At 47.0% G+C, this 24,076-nt stretch carries 26 protein-coding genes; 9 read left to right on the top strand and 17 right to left on the bottom strand.

Going from position 1 to position 24,076, the window contains the following annotated elements; translation table 11 throughout:
* The first annotated feature begins 6 nt into the window (after positions 1 to 6).
* Positions 7 to 1,341 (top strand): sigma-54-dependent transcriptional regulator, encoded by a 1,335-nt coding sequence (locus tag LRP49_RS15990; protein WP_274143310.1) that lies wholly within the window; start codon positions 7 to 9, stop codon positions 1,339 to 1,341.
* Positions 1,342 to 1,800: 459 nt separating this feature from the next.
* Here LRP49_RS15990 and LRP49_RS15995 read toward each other — a convergent pair whose 3' ends face one another.
* From LRP49_RS15995 to cls, 5 genes are all read right to left on the bottom strand, one after another.
* Positions 1,801 to 2,721 carry a manganese-dependent inorganic pyrophosphatase gene (locus LRP49_RS15995; RefSeq protein WP_274143311.1) on the bottom strand — a complete coding sequence of 307 codons (921 nt, stop codon included), beginning with the start codon at positions 2,719 to 2,721 and terminating at the stop codon, positions 1,801 to 1,803.
* A gap of 143 nt (positions 2,722 to 2,864) precedes the next feature.
* Positions 2,865 to 3,356 (bottom strand): hypothetical protein, encoded by a 492-nt coding sequence (locus LRP49_RS16000; protein ID WP_274143312.1) that lies wholly within the window; start codon positions 3,354 to 3,356, stop codon positions 2,865 to 2,867.
* A 201-nt stretch (positions 3,357 to 3,557) separates the two neighbouring features.
* Positions 3,558 to 3,860 carry a hypothetical protein gene (locus LRP49_RS16005; protein WP_274143313.1) on the bottom strand — a complete coding sequence of 101 codons (303 nt, stop codon included), beginning with the start codon at positions 3,858 to 3,860 and terminating at the stop codon, positions 3,558 to 3,560.
* A gap of 279 nt (positions 3,861 to 4,139) precedes the next feature.
* Complete coding sequence (locus LRP49_RS16010; protein WP_274143314.1) at positions 4,140 to 4,568, bottom strand: MarR family winged helix-turn-helix transcriptional regulator; 429 nt, start codon at positions 4,566 to 4,568, stop codon at positions 4,140 to 4,142.
* 361 nt (positions 4,569 to 4,929) lie between these two features.
* Positions 4,930 to 6,390, bottom strand: coding sequence for a cardiolipin synthase (gene cls / locus LRP49_RS16015; RefSeq protein ID WP_274143315.1), 1,461 nt, complete (start codon positions 6,388 to 6,390; stop codon positions 4,930 to 4,932).
* A gap of 392 nt (positions 6,391 to 6,782) precedes the next feature.
* Here cls and LRP49_RS16020 point away from each other — a divergent pair, with 392 nt between their 5' ends.
* The 5 genes from LRP49_RS16020 to LRP49_RS16040 all read left to right on the top strand — a co-directional run bounded on the left by LRP49_RS16020 (position 6,783) and on the right by LRP49_RS16040 (position 10,399).
* Positions 6,783 to 8,129: a sodium-dependent transporter gene (locus LRP49_RS16020; RefSeq protein ID WP_274143316.1), complete on the top strand. Its 1,347-nt coding sequence runs from the start codon at positions 6,783 to 6,785 to the stop codon at positions 8,127 to 8,129.
* A 120-nt stretch (positions 8,130 to 8,249) separates the two neighbouring features.
* A complete protein-coding gene (locus tag LRP49_RS16025; RefSeq protein WP_274143317.1) occupies positions 8,250 to 8,921 on the top strand; it encodes a TIGR01621 family pseudouridine synthase in 672 nt (223 codons plus the stop codon).
* 63 nt (positions 8,922 to 8,984) lie between these two features.
* On the top strand, positions 8,985 to 9,185 hold the full coding sequence (locus tag LRP49_RS16030) for a hypothetical protein (protein WP_274143318.1): 201 nt from the start codon (positions 8,985 to 8,987) through the stop codon (positions 9,183 to 9,185).
* Positions 9,182 to 10,132 carry a class I SAM-dependent methyltransferase gene (locus LRP49_RS16035; RefSeq protein ID WP_274143319.1) on the top strand — a complete coding sequence of 317 codons (951 nt, stop codon included), beginning with the start codon at positions 9,182 to 9,184 and terminating at the stop codon, positions 10,130 to 10,132. The genes LRP49_RS16030 and LRP49_RS16035 overlap by 4 nt, the downstream gene beginning before the upstream one ends.
* A gap of 12 nt (positions 10,133 to 10,144) precedes the next feature.
* Positions 10,145 to 10,399 (top strand): hypothetical protein, encoded by a 255-nt coding sequence (locus tag LRP49_RS16040; RefSeq protein ID WP_274143320.1) that lies wholly within the window; start codon positions 10,145 to 10,147, stop codon positions 10,397 to 10,399.
* A 38-nt stretch (positions 10,400 to 10,437) separates the two neighbouring features.
* Here LRP49_RS16040 and gspS2 read toward each other — a convergent pair whose 3' ends face one another.
* The 11 genes from gspS2 to aroF all read right to left on the bottom strand — a co-directional run bounded on the left by gspS2 (position 10,438) and on the right by aroF (position 20,124).
* Positions 10,438 to 10,833 (bottom strand): type II secretion system pilot lipoprotein GspS-beta, encoded by a 396-nt coding sequence (gspS2, locus tag LRP49_RS16045; RefSeq protein ID WP_274143321.1) that lies wholly within the window; start codon positions 10,831 to 10,833, stop codon positions 10,438 to 10,440.
* Between the two features lie 30 nt (positions 10,834 to 10,863).
* On the bottom strand, positions 10,864 to 11,166 hold the full coding sequence (locus tag LRP49_RS16050; RefSeq protein WP_274143322.1) for a YciI family protein: 303 nt from the start codon (positions 11,164 to 11,166) through the stop codon (positions 10,864 to 10,866).
* Positions 11,167 to 11,252: 86 nt separating this feature from the next.
* Entirely contained in the window at positions 11,253 to 11,642 is a 390-nt protein-coding gene (gene yciA / locus LRP49_RS16055; protein WP_274143323.1) for an acyl-CoA thioester hydrolase YciA, read from the bottom strand.
* A 160-nt stretch (positions 11,643 to 11,802) separates the two neighbouring features.
* Positions 11,803 to 12,342 carry a septation protein A gene (locus tag LRP49_RS16060; RefSeq protein ID WP_274143324.1) on the bottom strand — a complete coding sequence of 180 codons (540 nt, stop codon included), beginning with the start codon at positions 12,340 to 12,342 and terminating at the stop codon, positions 11,803 to 11,805.
* A 175-nt stretch (positions 12,343 to 12,517) separates the two neighbouring features.
* The gene (gene trpA, locus LRP49_RS16065) at positions 12,518 to 13,339 is read right to left on the bottom strand and encodes a tryptophan synthase subunit alpha (RefSeq protein WP_274143325.1); all 822 of its coding nucleotides are present in this window, start codon (positions 13,337 to 13,339) and stop codon (positions 12,518 to 12,520) included.
* Positions 13,339 to 14,529: a tryptophan synthase subunit beta gene (gene trpB, locus LRP49_RS16070; protein WP_274143326.1), complete on the bottom strand. Its 1,191-nt coding sequence runs from the start codon at positions 14,527 to 14,529 to the stop codon at positions 13,339 to 13,341. Before trpB ends, trpA begins: the two co-directional genes overlap by 1 nt.
* 8 nt (positions 14,530 to 14,537) lie before the next feature.
* On the bottom strand, positions 14,538 to 15,905 hold the full coding sequence (trpCF, locus tag LRP49_RS16075) for a bifunctional indole-3-glycerol-phosphate synthase TrpC/phosphoribosylanthranilate isomerase TrpF (protein WP_274143327.1): 1,368 nt from the start codon (positions 15,903 to 15,905) through the stop codon (positions 14,538 to 14,540).
* Positions 15,905 to 16,906 carry an anthranilate phosphoribosyltransferase gene (trpD, locus tag LRP49_RS16080; RefSeq protein WP_274143328.1) on the bottom strand — a complete coding sequence of 334 codons (1,002 nt, stop codon included), beginning with the start codon at positions 16,904 to 16,906 and terminating at the stop codon, positions 15,905 to 15,907. The genes trpCF and trpD overlap by 1 nt, the downstream gene beginning before the upstream one ends.
* Before the next feature lie 28 nt (positions 16,907 to 16,934).
* Positions 16,935 to 17,534: an aminodeoxychorismate/anthranilate synthase component II gene (locus LRP49_RS16085; protein ID WP_274143329.1), complete on the bottom strand. Its 600-nt coding sequence runs from the start codon at positions 17,532 to 17,534 to the stop codon at positions 16,935 to 16,937.
* Positions 17,531 to 19,114: an anthranilate synthase component 1 gene (locus LRP49_RS16090; protein ID WP_274143330.1), complete on the bottom strand. Its 1,584-nt coding sequence runs from the start codon at positions 19,112 to 19,114 to the stop codon at positions 17,531 to 17,533. The genes LRP49_RS16085 and LRP49_RS16090 overlap by 4 nt, the downstream gene beginning before the upstream one ends.
* Positions 19,111 to 20,124, bottom strand: coding sequence for a 3-deoxy-7-phosphoheptulonate synthase (aroF, locus tag LRP49_RS16095; RefSeq protein WP_274143331.1), 1,014 nt, complete (start codon positions 20,122 to 20,124; stop codon positions 19,111 to 19,113). The genes LRP49_RS16090 and aroF overlap by 4 nt, the downstream gene beginning before the upstream one ends.
* Positions 20,125 to 20,407: 283 nt before the next feature.
* Here aroF and rnm point away from each other — a divergent pair, with 283 nt between their 5' ends.
* The 3 genes from rnm to rluB all read left to right on the top strand — a co-directional run bounded on the left by rnm (position 20,408) and on the right by rluB (position 23,145).
* Positions 20,408 to 21,283, top strand: coding sequence for an RNase RNM (gene rnm / locus LRP49_RS16100; protein ID WP_274143332.1), 876 nt, complete (start codon positions 20,408 to 20,410; stop codon positions 21,281 to 21,283).
* Positions 21,280 to 21,900: an L-threonylcarbamoyladenylate synthase gene (locus tag LRP49_RS16105; RefSeq protein ID WP_274143333.1), complete on the top strand. Its 621-nt coding sequence runs from the start codon at positions 21,280 to 21,282 to the stop codon at positions 21,898 to 21,900. The genes rnm and LRP49_RS16105 overlap by 4 nt, the downstream gene beginning before the upstream one ends.
* 228 nt (positions 21,901 to 22,128) lie before the next feature.
* The gene (rluB, locus tag LRP49_RS16110) at positions 22,129 to 23,145 is read left to right on the top strand and encodes a 23S rRNA pseudouridine(2605) synthase RluB (RefSeq protein ID WP_274143334.1); all 1,017 of its coding nucleotides are present in this window, start codon (positions 22,129 to 22,131) and stop codon (positions 23,143 to 23,145) included.
* A 67-nt stretch (positions 23,146 to 23,212) separates the two neighbouring features.
* Here rluB and LRP49_RS16115 read toward each other — a convergent pair whose 3' ends face one another.
* Positions 23,213 to 23,953, bottom strand: coding sequence for a YciK family oxidoreductase (locus LRP49_RS16115; protein ID WP_274143335.1), 741 nt, complete (start codon positions 23,951 to 23,953; stop codon positions 23,213 to 23,215).
* Positions 23,954 to 24,076: the final 123 nt, after the last annotated feature.

The following is a 24,076-nucleotide window of genomic DNA, read 5'->3' on the forward strand; positions in this document are numbered from 1 at the left end:
GCCTGAATGAACAAACTACTGATAGTTGATGACGACACCGGTATCCGTCGAACGCTGCAACTGCATTATCTCTCGCAAGACTTTACCGTTGAAACCGCTGACTGTGTCAATGCAGCAGTGGATATCGCACGAGAACTTCAGCCGAATGTGATTGTTTTAGATATTCGTATGGAAGGTAAGTCTGGTATCGAAGGTATCAGTGATTTCAAAGCGGTGTGTCCCGAAGCCCGCATTATTATGATCACTGCGTTTCATGATATGGACAGTACGATTGAAGCTATGCAAAAAGGGGCTGATGAATACATTCACAAGCCCATTGACATAGATGAGCTCGACAAAGCAGTGCAAGCTGCATTGGACTATCATGCGTCGAACCTTCAAGAAGCACTGACTATTCCTGACACGTTTGGTCACTCCATGGTGGGCTCTTCACACGCCATGAAAGAGATATTTAAAACGATTGGTCGGGTTGCTGCCACCAATGCTTCCATTGTTATTACGGGGGAGTCTGGCACAGGGAAAGAAATGGTAGCACGTGCAATTCACAATGCGGGAAGTGAAAAAAGTGCGCCGTTCGTTGCGATCAATTGTGCAGCGCTGGTGGAAAATCTTCTTGAATCGGAGATGTTTGGCCATAAGAAAGGTGCGTTTACAGGTGCCATTTCCGATCAGGCCGGGAAGTTTGAATTGGCTAACAACGGCACATTATTTCTGGATGAAGTTGGTGAACTGTCGCCTCAAATTCAGGCCAAGTTACTGCGTGTTTTACAAGAGAAAGTATTTACACCCTTAGGCGGGAATACACCGAGAACCACGTCGGCCAGAATTATTTCAGCAACCAACATCGACTTTGAAGAAGCCATTGCGACTAAACAGTTTCGAGAAGACCTTTATTATCGCCTTCAAGTGGTAAAAATTCATATCCCACCTCTGCGCGAGCGGCCTGAAGACTTAGAAGCCCTCATTCCAGCTTTGTTGGCGCGAGCGAACAAAGAGTTAGGGACCAAAGTTAACAAAGTGGCACTAGATGCCATGGACGTACTCTGTCAGTACGCTTGGCCAGGAAATGTTCGGGAGTTGGAAAATACGTTGACCAAAGCCGTTGCATTGTGTCCGGGCGATATATTAACCATTGAATTGTTTAGTGAACTCAATGTGGCTGACAGTCATGGAATGGAGCATAACAAGGATGAAGGTTCGCTCAGTTTAGAAGAGCTTGAATATCATCACGTCTTGCGAGTGCTTGAATCGGTGGATTGGCACAAAGGGAAGGCATGTGAAATACTGAAAATCAGTCGGCCTAGGTTGCAAAGAATACTGGGTAAAAACGACGATCTTTGACATCCTGTAATCAGCGATGAATGCTAATTCAAAACCCGAGCAGACATGTTCGGGTTTGATCGTTTCTGACTGGCAGAAAACAAAAACCGAGCCTCGGGCTCGGTTTTATCAAGAGATTACGTTTACTGTGAATTACAGAACGCCACCCCAATACATAGCGTTAAAAATAGTAAATGCGATAGTTGCGCTTACCATTACGAAAAGAGGGGTATATTTAGACAGTTTAGCGGCGATCAACGTTGACACAGTTCGTTCCTCTTGATGAAAATTCGAACGAATTATGCACAGTTATGTGACGTACATCAATATGAAACACGGTTCAAAAGCACAATTAATCGAACAATGTACATAACCTATTGTCCGTACGAGATATTGTGAAAGCGGCTTTTAATTTTCACCAGAAATGAAAAAGGGCGGTAAGAATACCGCCCTTTCAACTTAGTCACTCATTGCGAGCGATTAAGCAAATGCGTCTTGCAGAGGTGGAACAACTTGCTTCTTACGGCTCAGAACACCGTCTAGCCATACACGGCCGTTTTCAGTGTCTTTACCGTATGCGCGTTCAACAACTGCAACGTCATCAGAGATAACCAGCAGCTCAGAGCCTTCTTTCATGATGTCAGTCAGCAGCAGCATAACGGTGTGACGTTCGCCTTCTGCTTTCAGAACTGCGATGTCTGCTTCTAGCTCAGCTTTGATTTCGTCAAATACTGCCAGATCAACAACTTCCAGCTGACCGATACCTACCAGGTTACCGTTCATGTTGAAGTCTTTGTAGTCACGCATTACTAGATCACGGATCGGCGTACCAGCGACGGCAGATTTCACGTTGAACATTTCCATGCCCAGTGCTTCGAAATCTTCAACACCAGCAATCTTGGCCAGATCTTCTACACAACGGATGTCCGCAGTCGTGCAGGTTGGAGATTTGAAGATAACGGTATCGCTAAGGATCGCACACAACATAATGCCAGCGATCTCTTTTGGAATTTCAACATTGTAGAAGTCGTACATCATTTTAATAACGGTGTTTGAACAACCTACAGGGCGGATCCAGCACTCTAGCGGTGTTGACGTTGTTAGATCACCCAATTTGTGGTGATCAACAATACCTACGATAGTCGCTTCAGCGATATCGTCAGGTGCTTGTGTCAGTTCCGAGTGGTCAACGATGTAAACTTCTTCGCCTGCGTAGCTGAGCTTAAGCTCTGGCGCTTCGAAACCAAAACGACCCAAGATGAATGCAGTCTCAGGAGATACATCGCCAAGGCGAGTTGCAACAGCTGGCTCACCGATTTGGTTTTTTAGGTACGCAAGTGCAATTGCACCGCAGATTGAATCAGAATCTGGGATCTTATGTCCCACAACATACATTGGCATAGTTGGCTCTCGTCATGCTCATAGTTGAATTTTGGCGCATTTTACCAGAGTGACCCTAAATGTACATTCGTCGTTTAGTCTAAGTTAGTAACAAAGGCACAACATGCGAATGGTGTCGGTTTTGTAACATTGTTTAATGAAAATCAGAGCGGTAGAGACACGCCAACACTCAATTGAGGAGAAAGTCCGCTTGGTAGAAATGTGTCTTGGTGTCGAAAATAACCGACCTCTAGTCCATATCTGACTTGAATTGGACTGTTATAGTCGAATACCAGTGCGGCTGCGATGCTGGGACCGTAGGCAGTTAATTCTTTTGAGTCACGACCAAAGTAATCTCGGCTACCTTTGTACTTTGCGAGTCCCGCTTCCAATTGTACCGAATAGGTTTCATGGGTAGGTTGTTGATATTGAACGCCTACTCTGTAGTGTTTCACCGCTTCTCGGTCTGAGAACCAATGTGATTCGGTAATGCCGAAGCTTCCATATATGGCCTCATAGCCGAGTACATCGGTTTGCCCAAGCTGAACCCCGACGCCCCAAAGTGAACCCATTTTCAAGTCAGGCGAAAAATGAACGTTTGCGATGGCATTGGAAGAACAGAAAAGGAGCGTAGATAAGCAAATGATTTTCTTCATAAGAGGTCTCTTAAAGTAATGAAGAGCATCCTTGCTATCGTTTAGAACACCGTCCTTAAGTGACTTATCAATGCTAGGTATTTTGAAGCACGAACTAAAATTAACACTGGTTATATCCGTGATAAGTTCTGCTGATTAGACGTTAAAAAGACAAAAAAAAGCACTGCGGGCGCAGTGCCTAGAGAGATTATTGGATCTCTACTATAAGTCGCGCATGAGTATTTCCAATTCTTCTGACGCCTCTTCAATGAGGTTTTCTAATTCCCTAGCATCGTCATTTGCCAGTGGAAGTTGCCAGTGAATGGGTTTGCCATTAGACGTATGTTTTCCGACCAACTTCGTCACTCTGCCGCTGCGCTCGAAACGTAAGTGTTCGAACTCCGCTGCGTGACATTGGTGTTTCTCCACGATCTCAACTTCAATCAAACCAGTAGGGATGACTTGAACATGAGCATGGAGTTGTTTCGTATCTTTCAATAGGTAGTTTCTATGTCTTGCCTGCATGATATATCCCCTGGAGCATCACCCGTAATCGCTTTTAAAGTGTAGACAACTGGTTGTACTTGAGGAGGGGAAAAGGTAGGCAAAAAGTGCAGATCACGACCAAGAGTTTGAAGTAAAAACGAAACTTTTTTCTCGTATTTAATACGGTATTTTAGGCTGATAAAGGGGGGGTGAATTGCGACTTGGCGACGACAAGATATAGAAATCAACGTATTAAGTTTTTGCGGGGAGAGGGAGATTAAAAGTAAAAACCCGGCGATACCGGGCTTTCCTTAGGCATTAAATTGCATGTGCAACTTTGGACAACGTAGAACGAAGTGAAACGGCTTCTTCTTCAGAGAGAAGTGCGTGAATCATTTCGAAATTGCGTTGGTCTGCTTTCCCAAGAAGATCAGCCATGGCTTGACCTTTTTCCGTCAGCGTCAAAATTTTAGAACGGCGATCGTTAATGTCGTCACGGCGGTCAATATAACCTTCCATCACTAGACTTTGAACGATACGGCTCACTTTTGACTTTTCGCTGCCCAAATATGGCAATCCCATCAAATCGCCTTGGCGAAATTCAACGGATTTGGCAATCGCTGAAATAGTGATGGTTTGCTCAGGGCCTAAAGTTACTCCTTGCTCGAACAGCCAGTCATGATAGCGCTTTGCCGATTTTAGCGTAATTAGACGACATAGTGAGCTCAGTTCCGATTGAATATCCACGCTTATCTCTATTGCATTTTTATAGGTTTAGTGGCGCGGATATTACCTCTTAGTATCGAGAAAAGTCTAATAGCTCAGACACGCTCTAATTAAACGCCAATTCTGGCACATTAACTCAGTTAACTGCCTGTTATATAAGGATAAACTTCACTCATGGTAAATAACTGGTTTCAAAAGTGAGACAAAGTGTAAATGGAGAGGATAAATAACCAGTAATTCCAGTGTGTTAATTAATCCGTTGTAAACCTTGGTAGGTGTAATTGTGTACATTAATAATTGTAAGAAAATGTAATTAACGATTACTTTTTAAATTTCATAAAGAAAAACACCAAAAATTATATTTTTGGTGTTTTGGAAATGATTACAGCAATGGACTAAACATGTAAAAAAATTGCTCAATAGGACGGTTGAGAACCGAGCGTTTCTGCCATGTTTCAATGCTAAGCGGCGAGGCGTTGCGAATGTATTCCTGCTGGAGAGCCGTTAAATCTGCACAGAAATCCGGATCATCAATACACAGGGTTAATTCAAAGTTTAACCATAGACTGCGCATGTCGAGATTGACCGTTCCTATCAAACAGAAGTTTTCATCGACCATAACGGATTTCGTATGAAGTAGGCCGCCGTTGAATCGATAAATGTTAATCCCAGCTCTGAGCAAATCATTGAAAAATGAGCGGCTCGCCCATTCAACCATCACACTGTCGTTCTTGGCGGGAATAATGAGGTTGACCGTTACACCGCGTTGGGCGGTTGTTTGTAATGCTGCTAAGAGACTCTCACTGGGTATGAGGTAAGGAGTTGTAATCGTTAGGCTCTTTTTCGCTTGATGTATCGCTAACATTAGAACTTGCTGAATAATCCCATCGGGCATACCGGGTCCTGATGGAGCCACTTGCACTGAATGGTTTGCATGCTCATGTTGTTCGATCAGCGGGCAGGTAGGCAGGTCAGGTAAGTAACGTAACCCTGTTTCCACTTCCCAGTCCCACGCAAAAATGCTGTTAAGGACGGGAACGGATGGACCATCGACTTTCACCATAATGTCGACCCATTGTCCGACCCCTGCATCTTGCTTAAAGAATCGAGGGTCGACCATGTTCATTGAGCCTGTATACCCAATCTCATTGTCAATGATGACAATCTTTCTGTGTTGTCTGATGTCCAGGCGACGTAAGAACATACGTGCAGGGCTCACCGCCAAAGCTTCAATCAGTTCCACACCGGCGTGTCGCATCTCTTCAGGCCAATGGGTGCGAAAGAACGCTTTGCTGCCCGCTGAGTCGAGGAGAATGCGGACCGTTACGCCGCGTCTTGCTGCATCGCACACGGATTTAGCGACATCATCAGCGTGTCCACCAGCGTGCCAAATGTAGAAGACCATGTTGACTGAATGTTGGGCGTCTTGAACGTCTTTTGCAATATTACGAAGGATGTCTGCCGTTTCACAATACAGCGAGAGTTGATTGCCTGCCAACGCAGGTATGCCTGCGCGTCGCAAACACAAATCATGAACAGGCCGCGCGAGGAAACTCTGGTGTTGAGGTCGATGCACTTCACAATCACTGAGTGTTTCTAACCATTGTCCATAAGGCGAAAACATTGCCTTTGCGCGTTCGGCACGTTTTCTTCCCAAGTTCAGCTCACCGACAAGTAAATAGAGTATAACGCCGACAATTGGGATGATGTAGATGATCATCAACCACGCAATGGAAACCCCTAAGGCCCTGCGTTTTAACACAACGCGAATGGTGACACCGGCTATTAACAGCCAATAAAAGAAGACACTTGCCCAAACAATAAACTGATAAATCTTTTCCATATCAATCAACTTAGCCTTTTTCGTCACCCAATATAGAGCGATGGGGCTGACTATGCACAGACTTTAGTGTCTCTAATTCGCAATCGATAGTCATTAACGGCTAATTATTCGCCAAGGTGAGCGAAATGTTAAAAATATTTTGTCACTAGGTGTTTAGAAAGTAATCGGAAATGAAGTGGAATTGGATAAATATACCACTTGATCGAAAAATATAGCGCGATCGCTTCAAATTTTATTCCAAAGCTGGTTTACTTGCCATGCCTGTTGCAAAAGCGGGTCAGATGTCTCCTGTAAATATAAGTTTACAACCAAGCTGGAGATGCCAAGGAAAGGCAAAAAGATGCTGAATATCAGTATCTAAACAATTTCATTGATTGTAGTAGAGAGTAGTTATGGCAAGCAGCAATAGAGCCCAGTTTTCCTCCAGATTAGGATTCATTCTTGCCGCGGCAGGTTCTGCCGTTGGTCTTGGTAATATTTGGGGTTTCCCAACACAAGCAGCCAGTAATGGCGGTGCGGTTTTCCTGATCACATATTTGGTCATGGTATTTGTCATGGCCTACCCATTGCTGGTGGCTGAATTGACCATTGGTCGTTACGGCGCGTCGAACCCTATTCGTTCCCTTATTTCCGTCGCACCTAAACAAAAAGCCTTGGGCAGTGCCGTTGGTATTGCAGGACTGCTAGGTGCCAGTGGTATTTTGAGTTTCTACGCGATAGTGGCGGGCTGGTTCTTTGGCTTCCTTATCGGTCCTGTGCTGAGTGCTATCGGCATGGAGAGTGCGGCAGCGTGGCTTGAAGGTTTTAGTATTGAACGCAACTTGATTTTGATGGGTGTGTTCATGCTGCTTACTATTCTTGTCGTGAAGAATGGTGTTGCAGATGGTATTGAAAAATGGTCGAGCCGTTTGATGCCAGTACTGTTTGTACTGTTTATTGTGATGGTTGTTTATACGCTTACCCAGCCTGGTGCAATTGACGGTTTGAAAATGTACTTGGTTCCAGATACGTCGCATTTCTCTCCAGACTTAATGGTCAGTGCGATGGGGCAGGCGTTCTTCTCGCTGTCGATAGGTGTTTGTACAATGATGGTGTATGGCTCTTACTTGAGTAAAGAAGCCAACTTGCCAAAGACTGCAGCTCAGGTAGCTATGGTGGACACGGGTGTAGCATTTGTAGCGGGTTTGCTCATTCTACCTGCGATGTTCGTTGCGCAAAAAAATGGTGTGCAAATTTACAATGAAGCAGGCGCGTTGCTTGATGGCGATACCCTCGTTTTCAATGTGCTTCCAGCCATGTTCGACACCATGGGATTTGCAGGCATTATCGTGAGTGTGGCTTTCTTTGCACTGATGGTGATCGCGGCATTAACGTCTTCAATCTCAATGCTAGAAGTACCGGTATCGTGTGCGTGTGAAGAGCTGAACAAAGAGCGTAAGTCAGTGGTGTGGTGGATTGGCGGTGCGATCTCTATCTTCTCTGCCATTATCATCTTTAACTTCAACACCATGTTTGGCTTAGTGATCACCGTGACCACCGAATACATGCAACCTATTCTTGGTCTCATCATGGCACTGATTGCTGGCTGGATTTGGAATCGTAACCAAGTTCTTGAAGAGCTCAGCCATGCTCAACCAGAGTTCGCACAAAGTACCTTCTGGAAAGTTTGGCCTGCATACGTTCGTATCGTATGCCCAATCTTGATGGCGATGGTGTTTTTGTGGCCGCTATTTAAGTAGTTTTTTGTACGAATCCCCGCCCATGCGGGGATTCTTGTTCAATCTGATGACCTCTTTGCTTTATCTAAATTCCCTCTCCGATTACACTCACCGCAGACGTAATAAATAACAGGTTTAACCATGTTCACTCTGGTTTATCAGAATGACGATTTCTTGGTGATCAACAAACACCCTGGAGTCAGTGTCCATAAAGACGACAATGAACAAGCGTTGTTGACGGAGGTCGCGAAAGTCACCGGTGATAAGCAACTCTTTCTGATCCATCGTTTGGATAAAATGACGTCTGGATTGCTTTTACTTGGCCGGCACCAGCAAGCAGCATCATCACTTTCAAGTTTGTTTGCAAATAGAACGGTTCAGAAGTTCTATCTTGCTCTGTCAGCGAAGAAACCGAGTAAAAAGCAAGGTACCATTTCTGGCGATATGGCAAAAAGTCGTCGCGCCATGTGGAAGTTGCTTTCGAGTAAAACCAACCCTGCAACGACACAATTTTTCTCCACGTCGGGTGGGGAAGGCAAGCGATTGTTCCTTTGTAAGCCATACACAGGGAAAACCCACCAAATTCGTGTGGCTCTCAAGAGTGTGGGCTCGGCAATTTTAGGTGACGACATATATGGTGGAGAGGCGTCAGATCGAGGTTATCTGCACGCATATTCTCTGTCGTTTACACATAACGGCGAAAACTATCAATTTGTTGAGCCTCCCGCGCTTGGTGACATGTGGCCAGATTTACCAAGTGATTGGCAAATGCCTTGGCTTTTGAATTGGCCCAAACTTCCGCATCAAAAATAAAAAGGATTTTCCTGAATTGTCAGGATTGCTACCAAGGATGGCTTGTAATTATTGGAGACAAGCATGCAGCCTAATCGCAAAAAGACGCGCAGCACGAATTCTCATAAGTTTTGGGGGCTTGCGAGCCTGAGACGCCAGCGTAAGCGTAAAGTCGCGCGCAGTCAGCATCGTCGAGGTGAGGAGTTCTACAACCTACAACTTAGCAGTGTGCCACTTGTACTTACTGAAGCACCTATCACTTCACCAGAGGATAACAAAGAATGATGTCACCGAGTTCGCTACCTCGCTTTTTTGACGTAATCACTGAGCGTCTCCTTGAGTGTGGCGATGAAGTACGCCGTGTATTCCATGGCCGAGGGCGTTGTTACGAAGGGTTGGAGCAAATTACCGCAGATTGGCTAGGTCAAGGCGTATTACAGATTGCGATATTTAAAGAAGCAGAACCTGAATTCTACGAAGCGTTAAATACTCAAGTGCTGGCCTTTTCCCAATCGGATGTCTGGAAACGTATTGGTGGTAAAACTATCTCTGTACAACACCGTGATCGTGAAGGCGCGATGACTGAAACGCTAGTGGGCGATATGCCAGTGCAAATCAATGTGGTAGAGAACTCGCTCACTTACAAACTGGATTTAGGCAAACGCCAGAACAACGGCTTATTTCTGGATATGCGATTGGGACGCCAGTGGGTAAAAGATCATGCTGAAGGTAAACGCGTGCTAAATCTTTTTGCCTATACCTGTGGTTTCTCCGTGGCGGCTATTGAAGGTGGTGCGGAAAAAGTAGTGAATTTGGATATGGCGAAGTCATCCCTATCCCGAGGTCGCGAGAATCATCAGTTAAACCAGCATGATTTAAGCAAGGTGAGCTTCCTTGGCCATGAACTCTTCAAGTCATGGGGCAAAGTGAAAAAGTCGGGTCCTTACGATTTGGTGATTATCGACCCGCCTTCCTTCCAAAAGGGCAGTTTTGCGCTGACGAAGGATTACGCCAAAATATTGCGCCGACTACCTGAATTGGTTGTAGAGGGTGGAGAGGTGCTGGCGTGTGTGAATTCACCCGATGTGTTGCCGAGTTTTCTGACAGATCAAATGGCAGAGTTAGCACCGGCATTCGTGTTTGAATCGCGTTTGGAAAATCCGCCAGAGTTTGAAGATATTGACACCGACAGCGCGTTAAAGGTGCTTCACTTTACCCATAAGGTGCAGTGAACGGGAAAAATTGTGGATGCATTCCAACGGATAGATGAGCTGAAGTCAGGTCACCACGACGTCATATATAAGGGCGAACGTTGGGGACTTACGGTAAAACGATACAGCAATGGGCATGCAGTCAAAGTCTATGCTGAAGCACTCTCAGGTGGCGATTTTGTGAGTGGGAATCTTTATCTTGTCGACGACATTTGGGCATTGAAACCCTGTGAAATGCCGAGAGAAAAGGTGATGTCGTTCATCTTGGGGTTTGAATGCGTTAAATAGAAAAAGCCCGCTAAGCGAATTAGCGGGCTTTTTAATGTTTAGCTACTGCAATCTTCTTTTGTTATTACACGCTCTAAGACGGGACGGCCACGGGCATCCCTCACAAGAAGCTTGTAGGAAACGCCTTTATCCATGAGAGAAGAGATCTCATTTTCTTTGCAGTACCGTTTTTCCAAGCCATCAGCCAGGACGGTAGGAGCGACATCACCGCTACCTGAATACAAGAGAGTTAGCTCGATTTCAGCACTGTTAGCTTTAGCTCTAACCAAGTTGTAACCGTTCATATTCACCGGCACTAGCTTACCCAACATATCTGCGCGTTGAGCTGCAAATGTTTCTGCTATTTCAAGATCTGATGTGCTGGAACAAGCTGACAAACCTAAAACCAGTGCACCAACCAGTACGGATTTTGCGGTGATTAACCAATCTCGCATTACGGGATCCTTGCTTTGTAAATCTGCGTGTTATGCAGGAAGAACTTTCTTAAATGGCTTAACAATAACGTCCTTGTAGACGCCTGCATCAATATAAGGATCGGCGTCCGCCCAGCTTTTCGCTTCTTCAAGGCTGTTAAACTGAGCAATGACGGTCGAGCCAGTAAAGCCTGCTTCGCCTGGGTCTTCACTGTCTACGGCAGGGTTTGGGCCTGCTACTAACAGTCGTCCTTCTGATTCGAGGACTCGTAATCTTGCTAAGTGTTGTTCACGCACTTGCATACGAAGCGGTAAACTGTTTTCTACGTCTTGTGAAAAAATGACGTACCACATTTTTCATTCTCTCCATGTAAGCCAGCACTTTGCTTTGAGCCTAGTGTACGCAAGGATACAGTAAAGTGCTGTCAGAAATGTCTGATTTATGACTTGTTTATCGCTCGTGGGCGGCCTTCACTGTCGATTGCGACATAATGAAACGTGGCATTACACACTTTATAGCGCTCTTTAATGCCGTCATCGTTAATTGGTTTCACCCACACTTCCAATTCCATGCTCATCGACGTACGGCCAATTTTGACGCATTCCCCATATACACAAACCACATCGCCGATATTCACAGGCTTCTTGAATTCAATACTTGAAACAGAAATGGTGACAATCTTTCCACCTGAAATTTCTTTTGCGAGGATGCCGCCGGCAAGGTCAAGCTGAGACATAATCCAGCCGCCGAAGATTTGCATATTTGGGTTACAGTCGCTTGGCATGGCCAGCGTTCGGGATAGAAGTTGCCCTTTTGGTGTGTCACACATTGCTATAACACTCCGCCCAAAATCACTGCTACTACGTTGGAAAGCATAAATAATCCGCCCTCAGAGGCGTTGCTTGATCCTGACATGATACTACTTCCTGGGAATCAAATATCCAAAAGGGCGCAGGATAGTCATTATCCTGCGCGATGAAGGGGGTGTTTTACTCTGAATCAGTTTCTTTCGGCATGTGTTTGTAGATGTACACACCAGTGGCAAGGGTGTATGCCAGCGTCAGTGCCATCAGTCCAAAGACTTTAAAATTAACCCATACGTCCAGAGGGAGTTCATAGGCGACATAGATATTAAGGACGGCGAGTACGGAGAAGAATACGACCCACGCGTTATTGATGTTTTTCCAAACGGCATCAGGCAGATTAATTTCTTTTGCCAACATCCCTTTAATGAGAGGTTTTCCAATTAGTTGCGAAACAATCAGACCACCGGCAAACAGCGCATATACGATGGTGACTTTCCACTTGATGAAGTTGTCATCTTGGAAAAACAGCGTCATACCACCGAACACAGCGACAAGCACTGCAGTGATAATTTGCATTTTTTCCACTTTTCTATAAAGCACCCACGTCACTGCAACTTGTATGATGGTGGCGACGATCAGTGCACCTGTTGCGGTGTAGATGTCGTACATCTTGTAAAGCGCAAAGAAAATAATCAGTGGAATAAAATCGAGAAGTTGTTTCATTCAGATACTTATCCTTGTTCACTCCAAACTGTTTTGGCGGAGCGTTATAAAATCTAACGTTTGAGTTTACCGAAAACTCGAGGCAGATAAAACGTGAACGAAGAAGAGAACTGTTTCGAGATGAAAAAAAGGCCAACAAGACGTTGGCCTTTGGGCATTTTGCGTCAGGTTGTCGCTATTTTGCGGTTGCTGCTTTCATGGTAGAAACGAACGTTCCCAACTCTTTTAGCATATTGGCTTCATCGTCAACGTTGCGCTCGATGATTTTCACGACGGCGGAACCGGAAATAGCACCCGCAGCACCAGAAGAAATAGCTTCTTTCACTTGCGCAGGCTCAGAGATACCAAAACCTAGCAGAGGACGTGGCGCGTTGTAAGCGGCCAATTGATCCAGTAAGTGGTGAATAGGCTTACCCGCTTTGGTTTCTGCGCCCGTTACACCCGCGCGCGACAGCAGGTAGGTGTAGCCGCCACCGAGTTCTGAAATCGTTTTTAACGTTTCATCGTTGGCGTTGGGTGGTGCGATGAAAATCGCGTGCACGCCATGTTTGGTTGCTGCTGCGCGAAACTCGGCCGATTCGCCTGCAGGAACATCTGCGATCAGTACGGAGTCCACACCGGATTCTGCACATTTTGCGTAGAAATTGTCGATGCCATTGGCAAAGACAAGGTTGGCGTACATTAACAGCCCCATAGGGATTTCCGGGTGTTTTTCACGGACTTGACGCAGAATGTCAAAACAATTGTCAGGTGTGGTACCCGAATCCAATGCGCGTATTGCCGCGCCTTGAATGGTAGGGCCATCTGCCAACGGGTCAGAAAAAGGAATACCTAGCTCCAGTGCATCTGCACCGTTTGCCACCAAGGTTTCGATGATCTTTAGTGATTGAGCAGGATTTGGATCGCCAATGGTGACAAAAGGAACGAAAGCACCTTCACTTTTGGCATCGAGTTTTTCAAACATCGCTTCATAGCGGTGAGACAAGGTCGCAGCCATTACATCACTCCTTTTTCTTTCAAAATGTCGTGCACGGTGAAGATGTCCTTGTCTCCACGACCTGACAAGTTAACAACCAGCAGCTGTTCTTTTTCTGGATTTTCTTTTGCCATTTTCAAGGCATATGCCAGCGCATGTGCAGATTCCAGGGCAGGGATAATGCCTTCGTGGCGCGCGAGTTCTTGGAAGGCATCCAGTGCTTCATCGTCAGTAATCGCAACGTATTCCGCGCGGCCAATTGCGTTAAGGTGTGCATGTTGTGGACCAACGGATGGGAAGTCGAGGCCTGCTGAAACAGAATATGACTCTTCAACCTGCCCATTCGGGTCTTGCATCAATGGAGATTTCATCCCAAAGAAGATACCCAACTTGCCATGTTTAAGCGGCGCGCCATGTTGGTCAGTGTCCAAGCCTAGGCCTGCAGGCTCTACACCAATCAATCCAACATCAGACTCTTCAATAAAATCAGCAAACATACCAATTGCATTCGAACCACCACCGACACAGGCAATCACGCTGTCAGGCAGTCGGCCTTCGCGTTCCAAAATCTGTTGCTTGGTTTCTTCACCAATCATTTTTTGGAATTCACGCACGATAGTTGGGAAAGGGTGCGGACCTGCAGCAGTACCGAGAAGGTAGTGCGCCTCTTCATAGCTACCAGACCAGTCGCGCAGTGCTTCGTTACAGGCATCTTTCAATGTTGAAGAGCCTGAATGCACAGGAATCACTTCTGCACCCATCAATTTCATGCGGAACACATTTGGACTTTGACGCTCTACGTCTTTTGCGCCCATGTATACGCGACATTTTAGATCTAGCAACGCACACGCCAAGGCTGTTGCCACGCCGTGCTGACCAGCACCGGTTTCAGCGATAATTTCTTTTTTGCCCATGCGTTTTGCCAGTAGAGCTTGCCCCAACACCTGATTGGTTTTGTGTGCGCCACCGTGCAAGAGGTCTTCACGCTTGAGGTAAAGTTTGGTTTTTGTGCCTTTGGTCAGGTTGCGGCACAGCGTCAGCGCGGTTGGGCGTCCTGCGTATTCCTGAAGCAAGTTGATAAACTCTTTCTGGAATTCAGGGTCGCTTTGCGCATCAATAAACGCTTGTTCTAACTGATCCAACGCTGGGACCAGAATTTGTGGCACGTATTGGCCACCGAACTCGCCAAAATAGGCATTCAACTTAGTCATAACAGTCCTTAGTAATCTCTCAGCGCCGAAAACGCAGCGTCCAGTTTTTCTCTGTCTTTGAGCCCCGGCATGTCTTCGACACCCGAGTTAAAATCTAATCCGATACAGCCCAGTTCTGCCGCTTGTTTCGCATTTTGGCTGTTTAGCCCGCCGGCGATCATGATGGTGTCTTTACGATCGTCTGGGATCAGTGACCAATCGAAAGATTCCCCGGTTCCGCCGCTTTGGTCGCCTACTCGGCTGTCCAGCAGGTTGCGGTCAACATTATCAAGCAAGGTAGGTACGTCGACGCTTACGCCGTGTGCTTTCCAGATCTGGGTTTCCGCTGGCAGTTTTCCGCGAAGACTGTCCACGTAGTCTGCCGTTTCGTTACCGTGCAGTTGAACGGCATATAAGCCCAATTCGTTGGCTGTGTTTGCAACGAGTTCAAGTTCATGGTTTTGGAAAACACCGACGTATTTTAATGGTGCGCCTTGCATGACTTCCTTCGCGGCTTCGATATCTACGAAACGCGGCGACTTTTCGACGAAAATCAGGCCGCCGTAATTTGCGTAGGCGTCGTATGCGGCTTTCGCATCTTGTGCGCGTGTCAGTCCACATACCTTGTTGTCGCCATACAGCACGCGGCGCACGGCTTGCTCCACATCAGTCTCTGCCATTAATGAGCTACCAATGAGGAAGCCATTTGCGTAAGGCGCGAGCTCTCTCACTTGGTGATGGGTATAAATGCCTGACTCTGAGATGACAATGCGATCTTCTGGCAATTGAGGTGCCAATTCTTTCGTGCGATTTAAGTCGATGCTGAGGTCGCGAAGATTGCGGTTATTGATACCGACAACTTTCGCATCCAATGCGATTGCTCGTGCCAACTCTTCTTCGTTGCTCACTTCTGTCAGCACACCTAAATTCAATGAATGTGCGACATCAGCCAAGTCACGGTACTCGTCATCATTCAACACAGAAAGCATCAGCAATATGGCATCGGCTTGATGGAATCGCGCTAAATAAACTTGATAGGTGTCGACCATGAAGTCTTTGCAAAGCACAGGGCATGGCACTTGGCCACGCACGATGGGCAGAAAATCAAAGTTGCCTTGGAAGTATTTTTCGTCAGTCAGTACCGAAATGGCAGCAGCATATTTGCCGTATACACCTGCGATGTAGTTCAGGTCGAAATCATCGCGAATGAGTCCTTTTGACGGTGACGCTTTCTTACATTCCAAAATGAACTTTGCTGGCTTGCTCGACAATGCTTGATAGAAGCTACGATCGCTTGGCACGACGTCATTGATAAAGCTTTCAAGGGGCTGCGCTTCTTTTCGCGCTGCCACCCACACTTTTTTATCCGCAACAATTTTTGCGAGTACCGTTTCCATTAGTTACTCCGTGATGCTAGCTGCTGAACCAATTCGAATGGTTTACCACTCTGCATAACGCTCAGTGCTTTCTGCGTATTAGCTTTAAGATCTTCCTGTCCAAATAGGCGAAGCAGCAGGGCGACATTGACCGCCACGGCAGCTTGCTGGGCGTCTGTCCCTTTGCCTTGCAGGATTTGGGTGATGATGGCTTTATTCTCCTCTGGCTCACCACCTTTAATGGCGTCCAGTGGGTATGTTTCTACGCCAAAATCGGCAGGTGTTAGCGTGTATTCGTGAATTTGACCATCTTTGATTTCTGCAACCGTGGTTTCGCCGTGAATAGCTACCTCGTCAAGGCCGCTGCCGTGGACGACTGCCGCACGCTTCATACCAAGATTCAACATGGTTTCTGCAATCGGGCGAACAAGTGATTGGTCATAGACGCCCATCAATTCTAAACTCGGTTTTGCAGGGTTAATCAAAGGACCAAGCAAGTTGAAAATAGTGCGTGTTTTCATGGTTTGGCGAACTGGCATCGCGTGGCGTACGCCACTGTGATATTGCGGCGCGAACAAGAAACAGACGCCTAAATCATCCAATGCGCCGCGAGCGGTTTCTGGGCTCATTGCCAAATCAATACCAAAGGCCGCGAGGAGATCGGATGAACCCGATTTACTCGATACACCACGGTTGCCGTGTTTCGCGACTTTCACGCCACATGCGGCGGCAACAAATGCCGCCGTTGTTGAAATGTTGATGGTGTTTGCCCCGTCACCACCTGTGCCAACGATGTCAGCAAAATCATACTCGGGTGATGGGAACGGGTTTGCGTTTTCGGTCAGTGCAGATGCTGCACCCGCAATTTCTTCTGGCGATTCGCCTTTAATTTTCAATGCGGTCAGTGCTGATGCCAGCAGGATAGGATCCAGCTCGCCTTTAATAATAGTGTCAAACAGCTGTTGGCTTTCGTCCTGAGTCAGAGTCGTCTGGTCGTAAAGTTTGTTGATGATTGCTTCCATAAAATCTCTCCTAATTCCCTAATGTCCGTCAGCGTGTTTGCGTGGCCCAACTGATTGTGTGTGTAAGAAGGTCTGCGCCTTTCGTTGTTAGTATTGATTCGGGATGAAATTGAAAACCGACGACACGATCGGCATCGTTCACCACTGCCATGACAAGTCCGTCAACATCAGCAATCACATCCAGTGATGCTGGCACTTTGGTTGCAACCAAAGAGTGGTAACGGGCGATTGTCAGTGGGCTTTCGATGTTGCCAAAAACAGGGTGCTGGTTATGTGTCATCAGTGACGCTTTACCGTGCACGATTTCACCGGCTCCAGATACTTCACCGCCGTAGGCTTCAGTGATGGCCTGTTGACCAAGGCAGATACCAATCATTGGTACCTTACCTTTCAGCATGTTGATCAATGCAGGCATGCAGCCAGCTTCAGACGGCGCACCCGGACCGGGTGACAATACGACAACCGGATTTTCCAACTCCTCTACTGCATTGGCTATTTGCTCTGCAGACAGGCTATTGCGATAAATTTTGACGGGATAACCGAGTGAGCGAAACTGATCCACCAAGTTGTACGTGAAGGAGTCAAAGTTATCGACGAGCACAATATGTGCATTCATTGCGTTGCTCATGCTTGTGCCTCCGTGTGTGCCGCCTTGATGGCTGTGATAACGGCTTGTGCTTTGCCACGTGTTTCATCGGCTTCTGCTTGTGGGATGGAATCAAATACCACGCCGGCACCAGCTTGCACTTGTGCGACGCCATCTTCAACATACGCAGAGCGGATTACGATACAGGTATCCATATCTCCATGGCCGGTCAGGTAACCCACGGCACCGCCATAGCTGCCGCGACGACTTTGTTCGAATTGGCGGATAAGCTGCATCGCGCGAATTTTCGGTGCACCTGTGAGTGTGCCCATGTTCATACACGCTTGATACGCATGGAGCGCATCCAAATCACCGCGAAGCTGACCGACAACACGAGACACGAGGTGCATCACGTGGCTGTAGCGGTCCACTTGAAGCAAGTCGGCAACGTAGCGTGTGCCCGGTTCACTGATTCGTGCGACGTCGTTACGTGCCAAATCAACCAGCATCATGTGCTCGGCTTTTTCTTTAGTGTCGTTGCGAAGCTCTAGCTCGATGCGGCCGTCCAAATCCAAGTTGATTGAACCGTTAACATTCTTGCCGCGAGGACGTGTACCAGCTATCGGGTAAATTTCGACTTGGTTGGTGTCTTTGCCATATTTCAATGCACTTTCCGGTGACGCGCCAAACAAAGTGAAATCCGTGTCCTGCATGTAGAACATGTAAGGGCTTGGGTTGCCTTGCTTGAGCTTGAGATACGCATTGAGTGGTGATGGACAAGGCAAGGTGAATTTGCGGCTTGGGACAACCTGAAACACATCACCTTTAACTACATACTCTTTGAGTTCATCAACGGCAGCGCAAAAATCCTCATCGCTGACTGAAACATGCATATCGCAGCTTGCCAGTTTTTCTGCAATTGGCATTTGCGTAGGGTGAATACAGCTTTCTTTAATGGCTTGCAGACGACGGCTCAGGTCGAAATACGTTTCAGTGGTGTCTGTTCCGCCAAACTGCGTACCTTGCAGCTTCGCTTTGCGACGCTGGTGGTCGATGATAAGCAGCGTTTCCGCGACGTAGAACAGATAATCAGGGCAACGGTTACCTTGTTCAACGTCGGGGAGTGGTTCGAATTGCGCGACCAGATCGTAGGCGAACAGACCGCCGATCAGCAGTGCTTCGTTTGGTAAGCCTTCTAATTTGAAAGCTTGCTGTATAAGGCGAAGCGCGTCGAAAGGTGAAGGCTGACGTAAACGTGCATCTTCATCTAACGTTCGATTTTCTTGTGCAAAGTGCAGTGACAGTAGCTTGTCTTCACGTTTTTGCTCGACAGTTAAGTCTTGCGCTTTTATTGCTGCTTCGACAGCATCAAGGACATTCGCACCGTTTTTTGTTTTTGCTTCAAGCTCAACAGTTCTGCCACGGCAGACAATGCGCACAGCAGCATCGATCAGCATGAGGCTTTTTAGATCTTGCTTTGAATCAATCTCAGCAGACTCGAGCAATAGGCTATGAGGACGGTCTTTACAGACTGCCGCATACAGTTCAGTGGGTGCCGCGACGTAGGGCACATCCAAGCTCAATACGTCGAGTTCGCCTTGTTTTAAAGCGTGGTTTTTCACAGCGTTCTCCCTGCTGCTTCTACAAATGGTTTTAATTCCTGCATCAATTGCGCGAACATCGTGCCTGTCAGTGCTTGATGACCATCTGACAGTGCTTCCGCTGGGTTGAGGTGGCTTTCAACGATAATGCCATCTGCGCCGACAGCTGCTGCGGCGCGAGATAGCGGGATAACCAGCTCTCGAACTCCCGTACCGTGGCTTGGGTCAACGACCACGGGCAAGTGGCTACGTTGCTTGATATATGCGACGGCATTGAGGTCGAGTGTATTGCGGGTAGCGGTTTCGTAAGTACGAATGCCACGTTCACACAAAATGATGTTCGGGTTACCAGCATCATAGATATATTCTGCTGCTAGCAACAATTCCTCGATAGTGGCGGAAAGTCCGCGTTTTAACAAGACCGGTTTACCTGTTTCACCTACGGCTTTTAACAATCCATAGTTTTGCATATTACGTGCGCCAATCTGTAAGCAATCAATGTATTCACACAGTGAATCCACTTGGCTCACTTCCATCACTTCGGAGACGGTAGGCATGCCTGTCGCGTCGCTCGCTTTTTTTAATAGTTTCAAGCCTTCAACACCCATGCCTTGGAAGTCATAAGGACTTGTGCGGGGCTTGTATGCACCACCGCGAAGGGCTACGGCACCGTGGCCTTTAACAACATCAGCGACTGACATTAGCTGTTCTTCGGATTCAACAGAACACGGGCCAGCGATGACCGCAAATTTGTCACCACCCACAGCAATATTACCAATGCGAACAACGCTGTCATGTGCCTGAACATCTCGCGACACCATTTTGTACTTAGTTAGGATGGGTTTTACTTCTTCAACAATGGGATCGCTGTCTAAATGCAGTTTCTGCAAAATACGTTCGTCGCCTAATGCACCCAGTACAATACGCTCGACGCCCGGCATGAAGAGTGGCTTTAACCCCGATTGCTCGATTTTTGTGAGGATGGCTTTTGCTTGAACTTCAGTCGCTTCTCGTTTTAATACAATAATCATTGTCAAAATCCTTCTTACATTCCGCCGAGTTGCTCTTTTTCATCGACCTGGCGTTCAAAATTTAGGTACAAAAAAACCCGCACTATGCGGGCTTGGTGACGTCTATATTTCGCTATAACTCATCACACCGCCCGCTATTGGGAGTGCCACCACCATGCAATCAGTGCTGTTTGTTGAGTGAGTTTATGCTGTACCATGAAGACGCAATCCATTTGTGTTCGTAATCATGTACTAGTTAACTAGTGTGTGAGGGTAAAGTCAAGCAACAAATTGAAGAAAATAAATGCTATTTGATTTACATAGCCACACAACGGCGTCAGACGGGCGATTTAGCCCTGAAGATCTGGTAAAACGTGCTGCAGAATTTCGCGTTGATGTTCTTGCGATCACTGACCATGACTCAGTTGCAGGGCTCGACGCGGCAAAATTGGCAGTTTCAGAAAACAAGCTTCCATTGCACATCATTAATGGCATTGAGATATCAACAGTTTGGGAAAACAAAGATATTCATATTGTTGGGTTGAATATTGATCCTAACAATGACGCTTTGACCACACTCATTCAGGCACAAGCCGAGCGCAGAGATGTGCGTGCAGGTATGATCGCTGAGCGACTCGACAAGAGCCGCATGCCCGGGGCGTTAGAAGGGGCCAAAGCACTTGCTGGTGATGCGCCAATTACGCGAGCACACTTTGCTCGCTGGATGGTAGAGCAGGGGCATGTGAAAACCATGCAGGCCGTGTTTAAAAAGTATCTGACACGCGGTAATCCGGGATACGTGCCTCCGAACTGGTGCACCATTAAGGAAGCGGTCGATACAATTCACAAAGCGGGCGGACAAGCCGTGCTTGCCCATCCAGGGCGGTATAAACTAACAGCCAAGTGGCTGAAAAGATTACTACAAACTTTTGTAGACGCAGGTGGTGATGGTATGGAGGTTGCTCAACCACAGCAATCACCGAATGAACGTCGGTTACTCGGCGACTATGCGATTCAATTTGGACTCGCGGGTTCACAAGGATCAGATTTCCATTATCCGTCTCCCTGGCTGGAACTGGGGCGTAATTTATACTTGCCTAAAGGCTGTTCGGAAATCTGGGAACATTGGTCAATTCCTGAACTCGACCGCGAAGCCAACCCTCATGAGGAGGAAGTGTGAGCCAATTTTTTTATGTACATCCAGAAAATCCACAAGCGCGACTGATTAATCAAGCTGTCGCTATTATTCGAAACGGTGGTGTGATCGTATATCCCACTGACTCTGGTTATGCGCTAGGTTGTCAGCTAGAAAATAAACAAGCATTAGAGCGAATTTGCCGAATTCGCCGTTTGGATGATAAACACAACTTTACGCTGCTATGCCGTGACTTGTCTGAATTGTCGCTCTATGCGCGTGTTGATAACACGGCTTATCGCTTGATTCGAAACAATACGCCGGGACCTTACACCTTCATCCTGAGGGGAACGAAAGAAGTGCCACGTCGCTTACTGAATCCTAAGCGCAAAACCATTGGGATTCGTGTACCTGACAACAAGATCGCTTTAGATTTGCTGGAAGCGATGGGCGAACCAATGATGTCGACGTCATTAATTCTACCGGGTAACGACTATACCGAATCTGATCCAGAAGCGATTCGCGACCAATTGGAACACGCTGTGGATTGTATTCTTAACGGCGGGTATCTCGGTGAGCAGCCTACAACAGTGATTGATATGAGCGACGATGAGCCTGTTATTCTCCGTCGTGGTACAGGCGATCCTGCGCCGTTTGAATAAGCTTGTTGTTAAAGCTGGAATTACACGTTGCGTTTCGTGCAGTGCTGTACGCAAACATGCAAAGTTTAATTTCCATTTCTGTTGTATGTCGGTAAAACGAAAACGTTTGGTGTACGGCCTTGCACACTGGCATAATATGCCGTTGCCTCAGATTCAATAAAGTTTCCGAATCTAGAGCTTTTTTTTCCGACATCGACGCCTGTGAAGGCGACAGTAAGGTATCAGTAAATGAGCGAAAAATTACAGAAGGTACTAGCACGTGCTGGTCTAGGTTCTCGTCGTGAAATCGAGAGCATGATTCAAGCTGGTCGAGTTAGCATCAACGGTGCTGTAGCAAAGTTGGGTGATCGTCTAGAAGACCTTACCGCTCACGTACGTGTTGATGGTCATAGCGTGCAGATCGCCGCTTCTTCTGAGCAAGTATGTCGTGTGTTGGCGTACAACAAACCAGAAGGTGAACTGTGTACGCGTAGCGACCCAGAAGGTCGTCGTACCGTCTTTGATCGCCTACCTCGTCTAAATGGCGCACGTTGGGTTGCTGTAGGCCGTCTGGATGCGAATACTTCAGGTATGTTGCTATTCACTACTGATGGTGAGTTAGCAAACCGTCTGATGCACCCAAGCCGCCAAGTACAACGTGAATACATGGTTCGCGTATTTGGTGAAGTAAACGAACAAATGGTTAAGAACCTGGTTCGTGGTGTTCAACTGGAAGACGGTGAAGCGCGCTTTGAAGACGTGTTATACGCCGGTGGTGAAGGTTCAAACCATACTTTCTACGTTGTTATCACCGAAGGTCGTAACCGTGAAGTCCGCCGTTTGTGGGAAACACAAGGCGTAACCGTAAGCCGACTGAAGCGTGTCCGTTACGGTGATATTTACCTGAACAAAGAACTGCCTCGTGGCGGTTGGATGGAATTGGGGCTGGAAGAGGTGAACTACCTGCGTGAAATGGTAGACCTTCGAGCTGAGAAAGAAACCTTCTTGGAAACCGAAACCAAGAAGCGTAAATCTCGTAACCAGAAAATTCGCCGCGCTGTTCGTCGTCATGAAGAGCGTGTTGAATCAGGTGAAACGCGTAAACCTCGTAGCACTCGTCGTAGTGGTCAGCCAGGTAAGCCTGCTCAAGGTAAACCTGCACAAGGTAAACGTGTTGGCGGTGGTCGTCCTGGTAAGCCTGCGGGCAAATCTTCAGGCCAATCGTCTTCTCGCCAGAAGCAAACGAATAACCGCAAACCGCGCTAATACGTTTGTTACACTACAAAAAAGCCAGCAGAAATGCTGGCTTTTGTCGTTTCAGTGGAACAGAAAATCACTTAGGTTGTGCGTCAATGCACTGACCGTTAACGTCTTTGCCTTCCGGTGCCATGAGGTAAAGATACAATGGCATAATATCTAGTGGCGTTTTAAGGTTGTTGGCATCTTCAGCCGGGAAAGCGGATGCACGCATTTTAGTGCGAGTACCACCAGGATTGATGGCGTTAACTTTCACTGTTGTATTGCTTAGTTCATCCGCTAACACTTGCATCATGCCTTCTGTCGCGAATTTAGATATGGCATACGTACCCCAGAACGCGCGACCGGAATGACCAACGGTCGAGGATGTGAAAACAATACGCCCATCTTCTGATTTTTGAATCAACGCCATGATAGCTTGCGTCATTAAGAAGGTCGCTTTGACATTGACTTGCATGACTTCGTCGTAGGCTTTTTCTTCAATCTGATCAAAGGGGCTGAGTACACCCAGTAAGCCTGCGTTGTGCAATACACCATCAAGTCGACCGAATTGTTGCTCAATCGTATCCGCCATATCAATATAATGCTGACGCGTTGCCCCTAACATATCCAGAGGGATAATGGCAGGTTGTGGGCCCCCTGCGGCTTCAATCTCATCGTAAACGCCTTCCAGTTTCTTCACTGTACGGCCGAGCAATATAACGGTTGCGCCGTGTTGAGCGTAACTGAGCGCGGCCTGACGACCAATTCCATCTCCAGCACCGGTCACCAAAATGACTTTACCTGCCAGTGCGTTGGCTGCTATTTGATACTCCACGTTACAATATTCCTTTTATCATCGACATTGCTGTCTGTTCATCTCAACAGTCATCATTGTAAGATGCTCTTAATGGCTGAAACAACCAGTCAATGCGAAATTAGCGGGCTGAGCAGGCTATTC

It is taken from the genome of Enterovibrio qingdaonensis (assembly GCF_028683135.1).
Lineage (GTDB): Bacteria > Pseudomonadota > Gammaproteobacteria > Enterobacterales > Vibrionaceae > Enterovibrio > Enterovibrio qingdaonensis.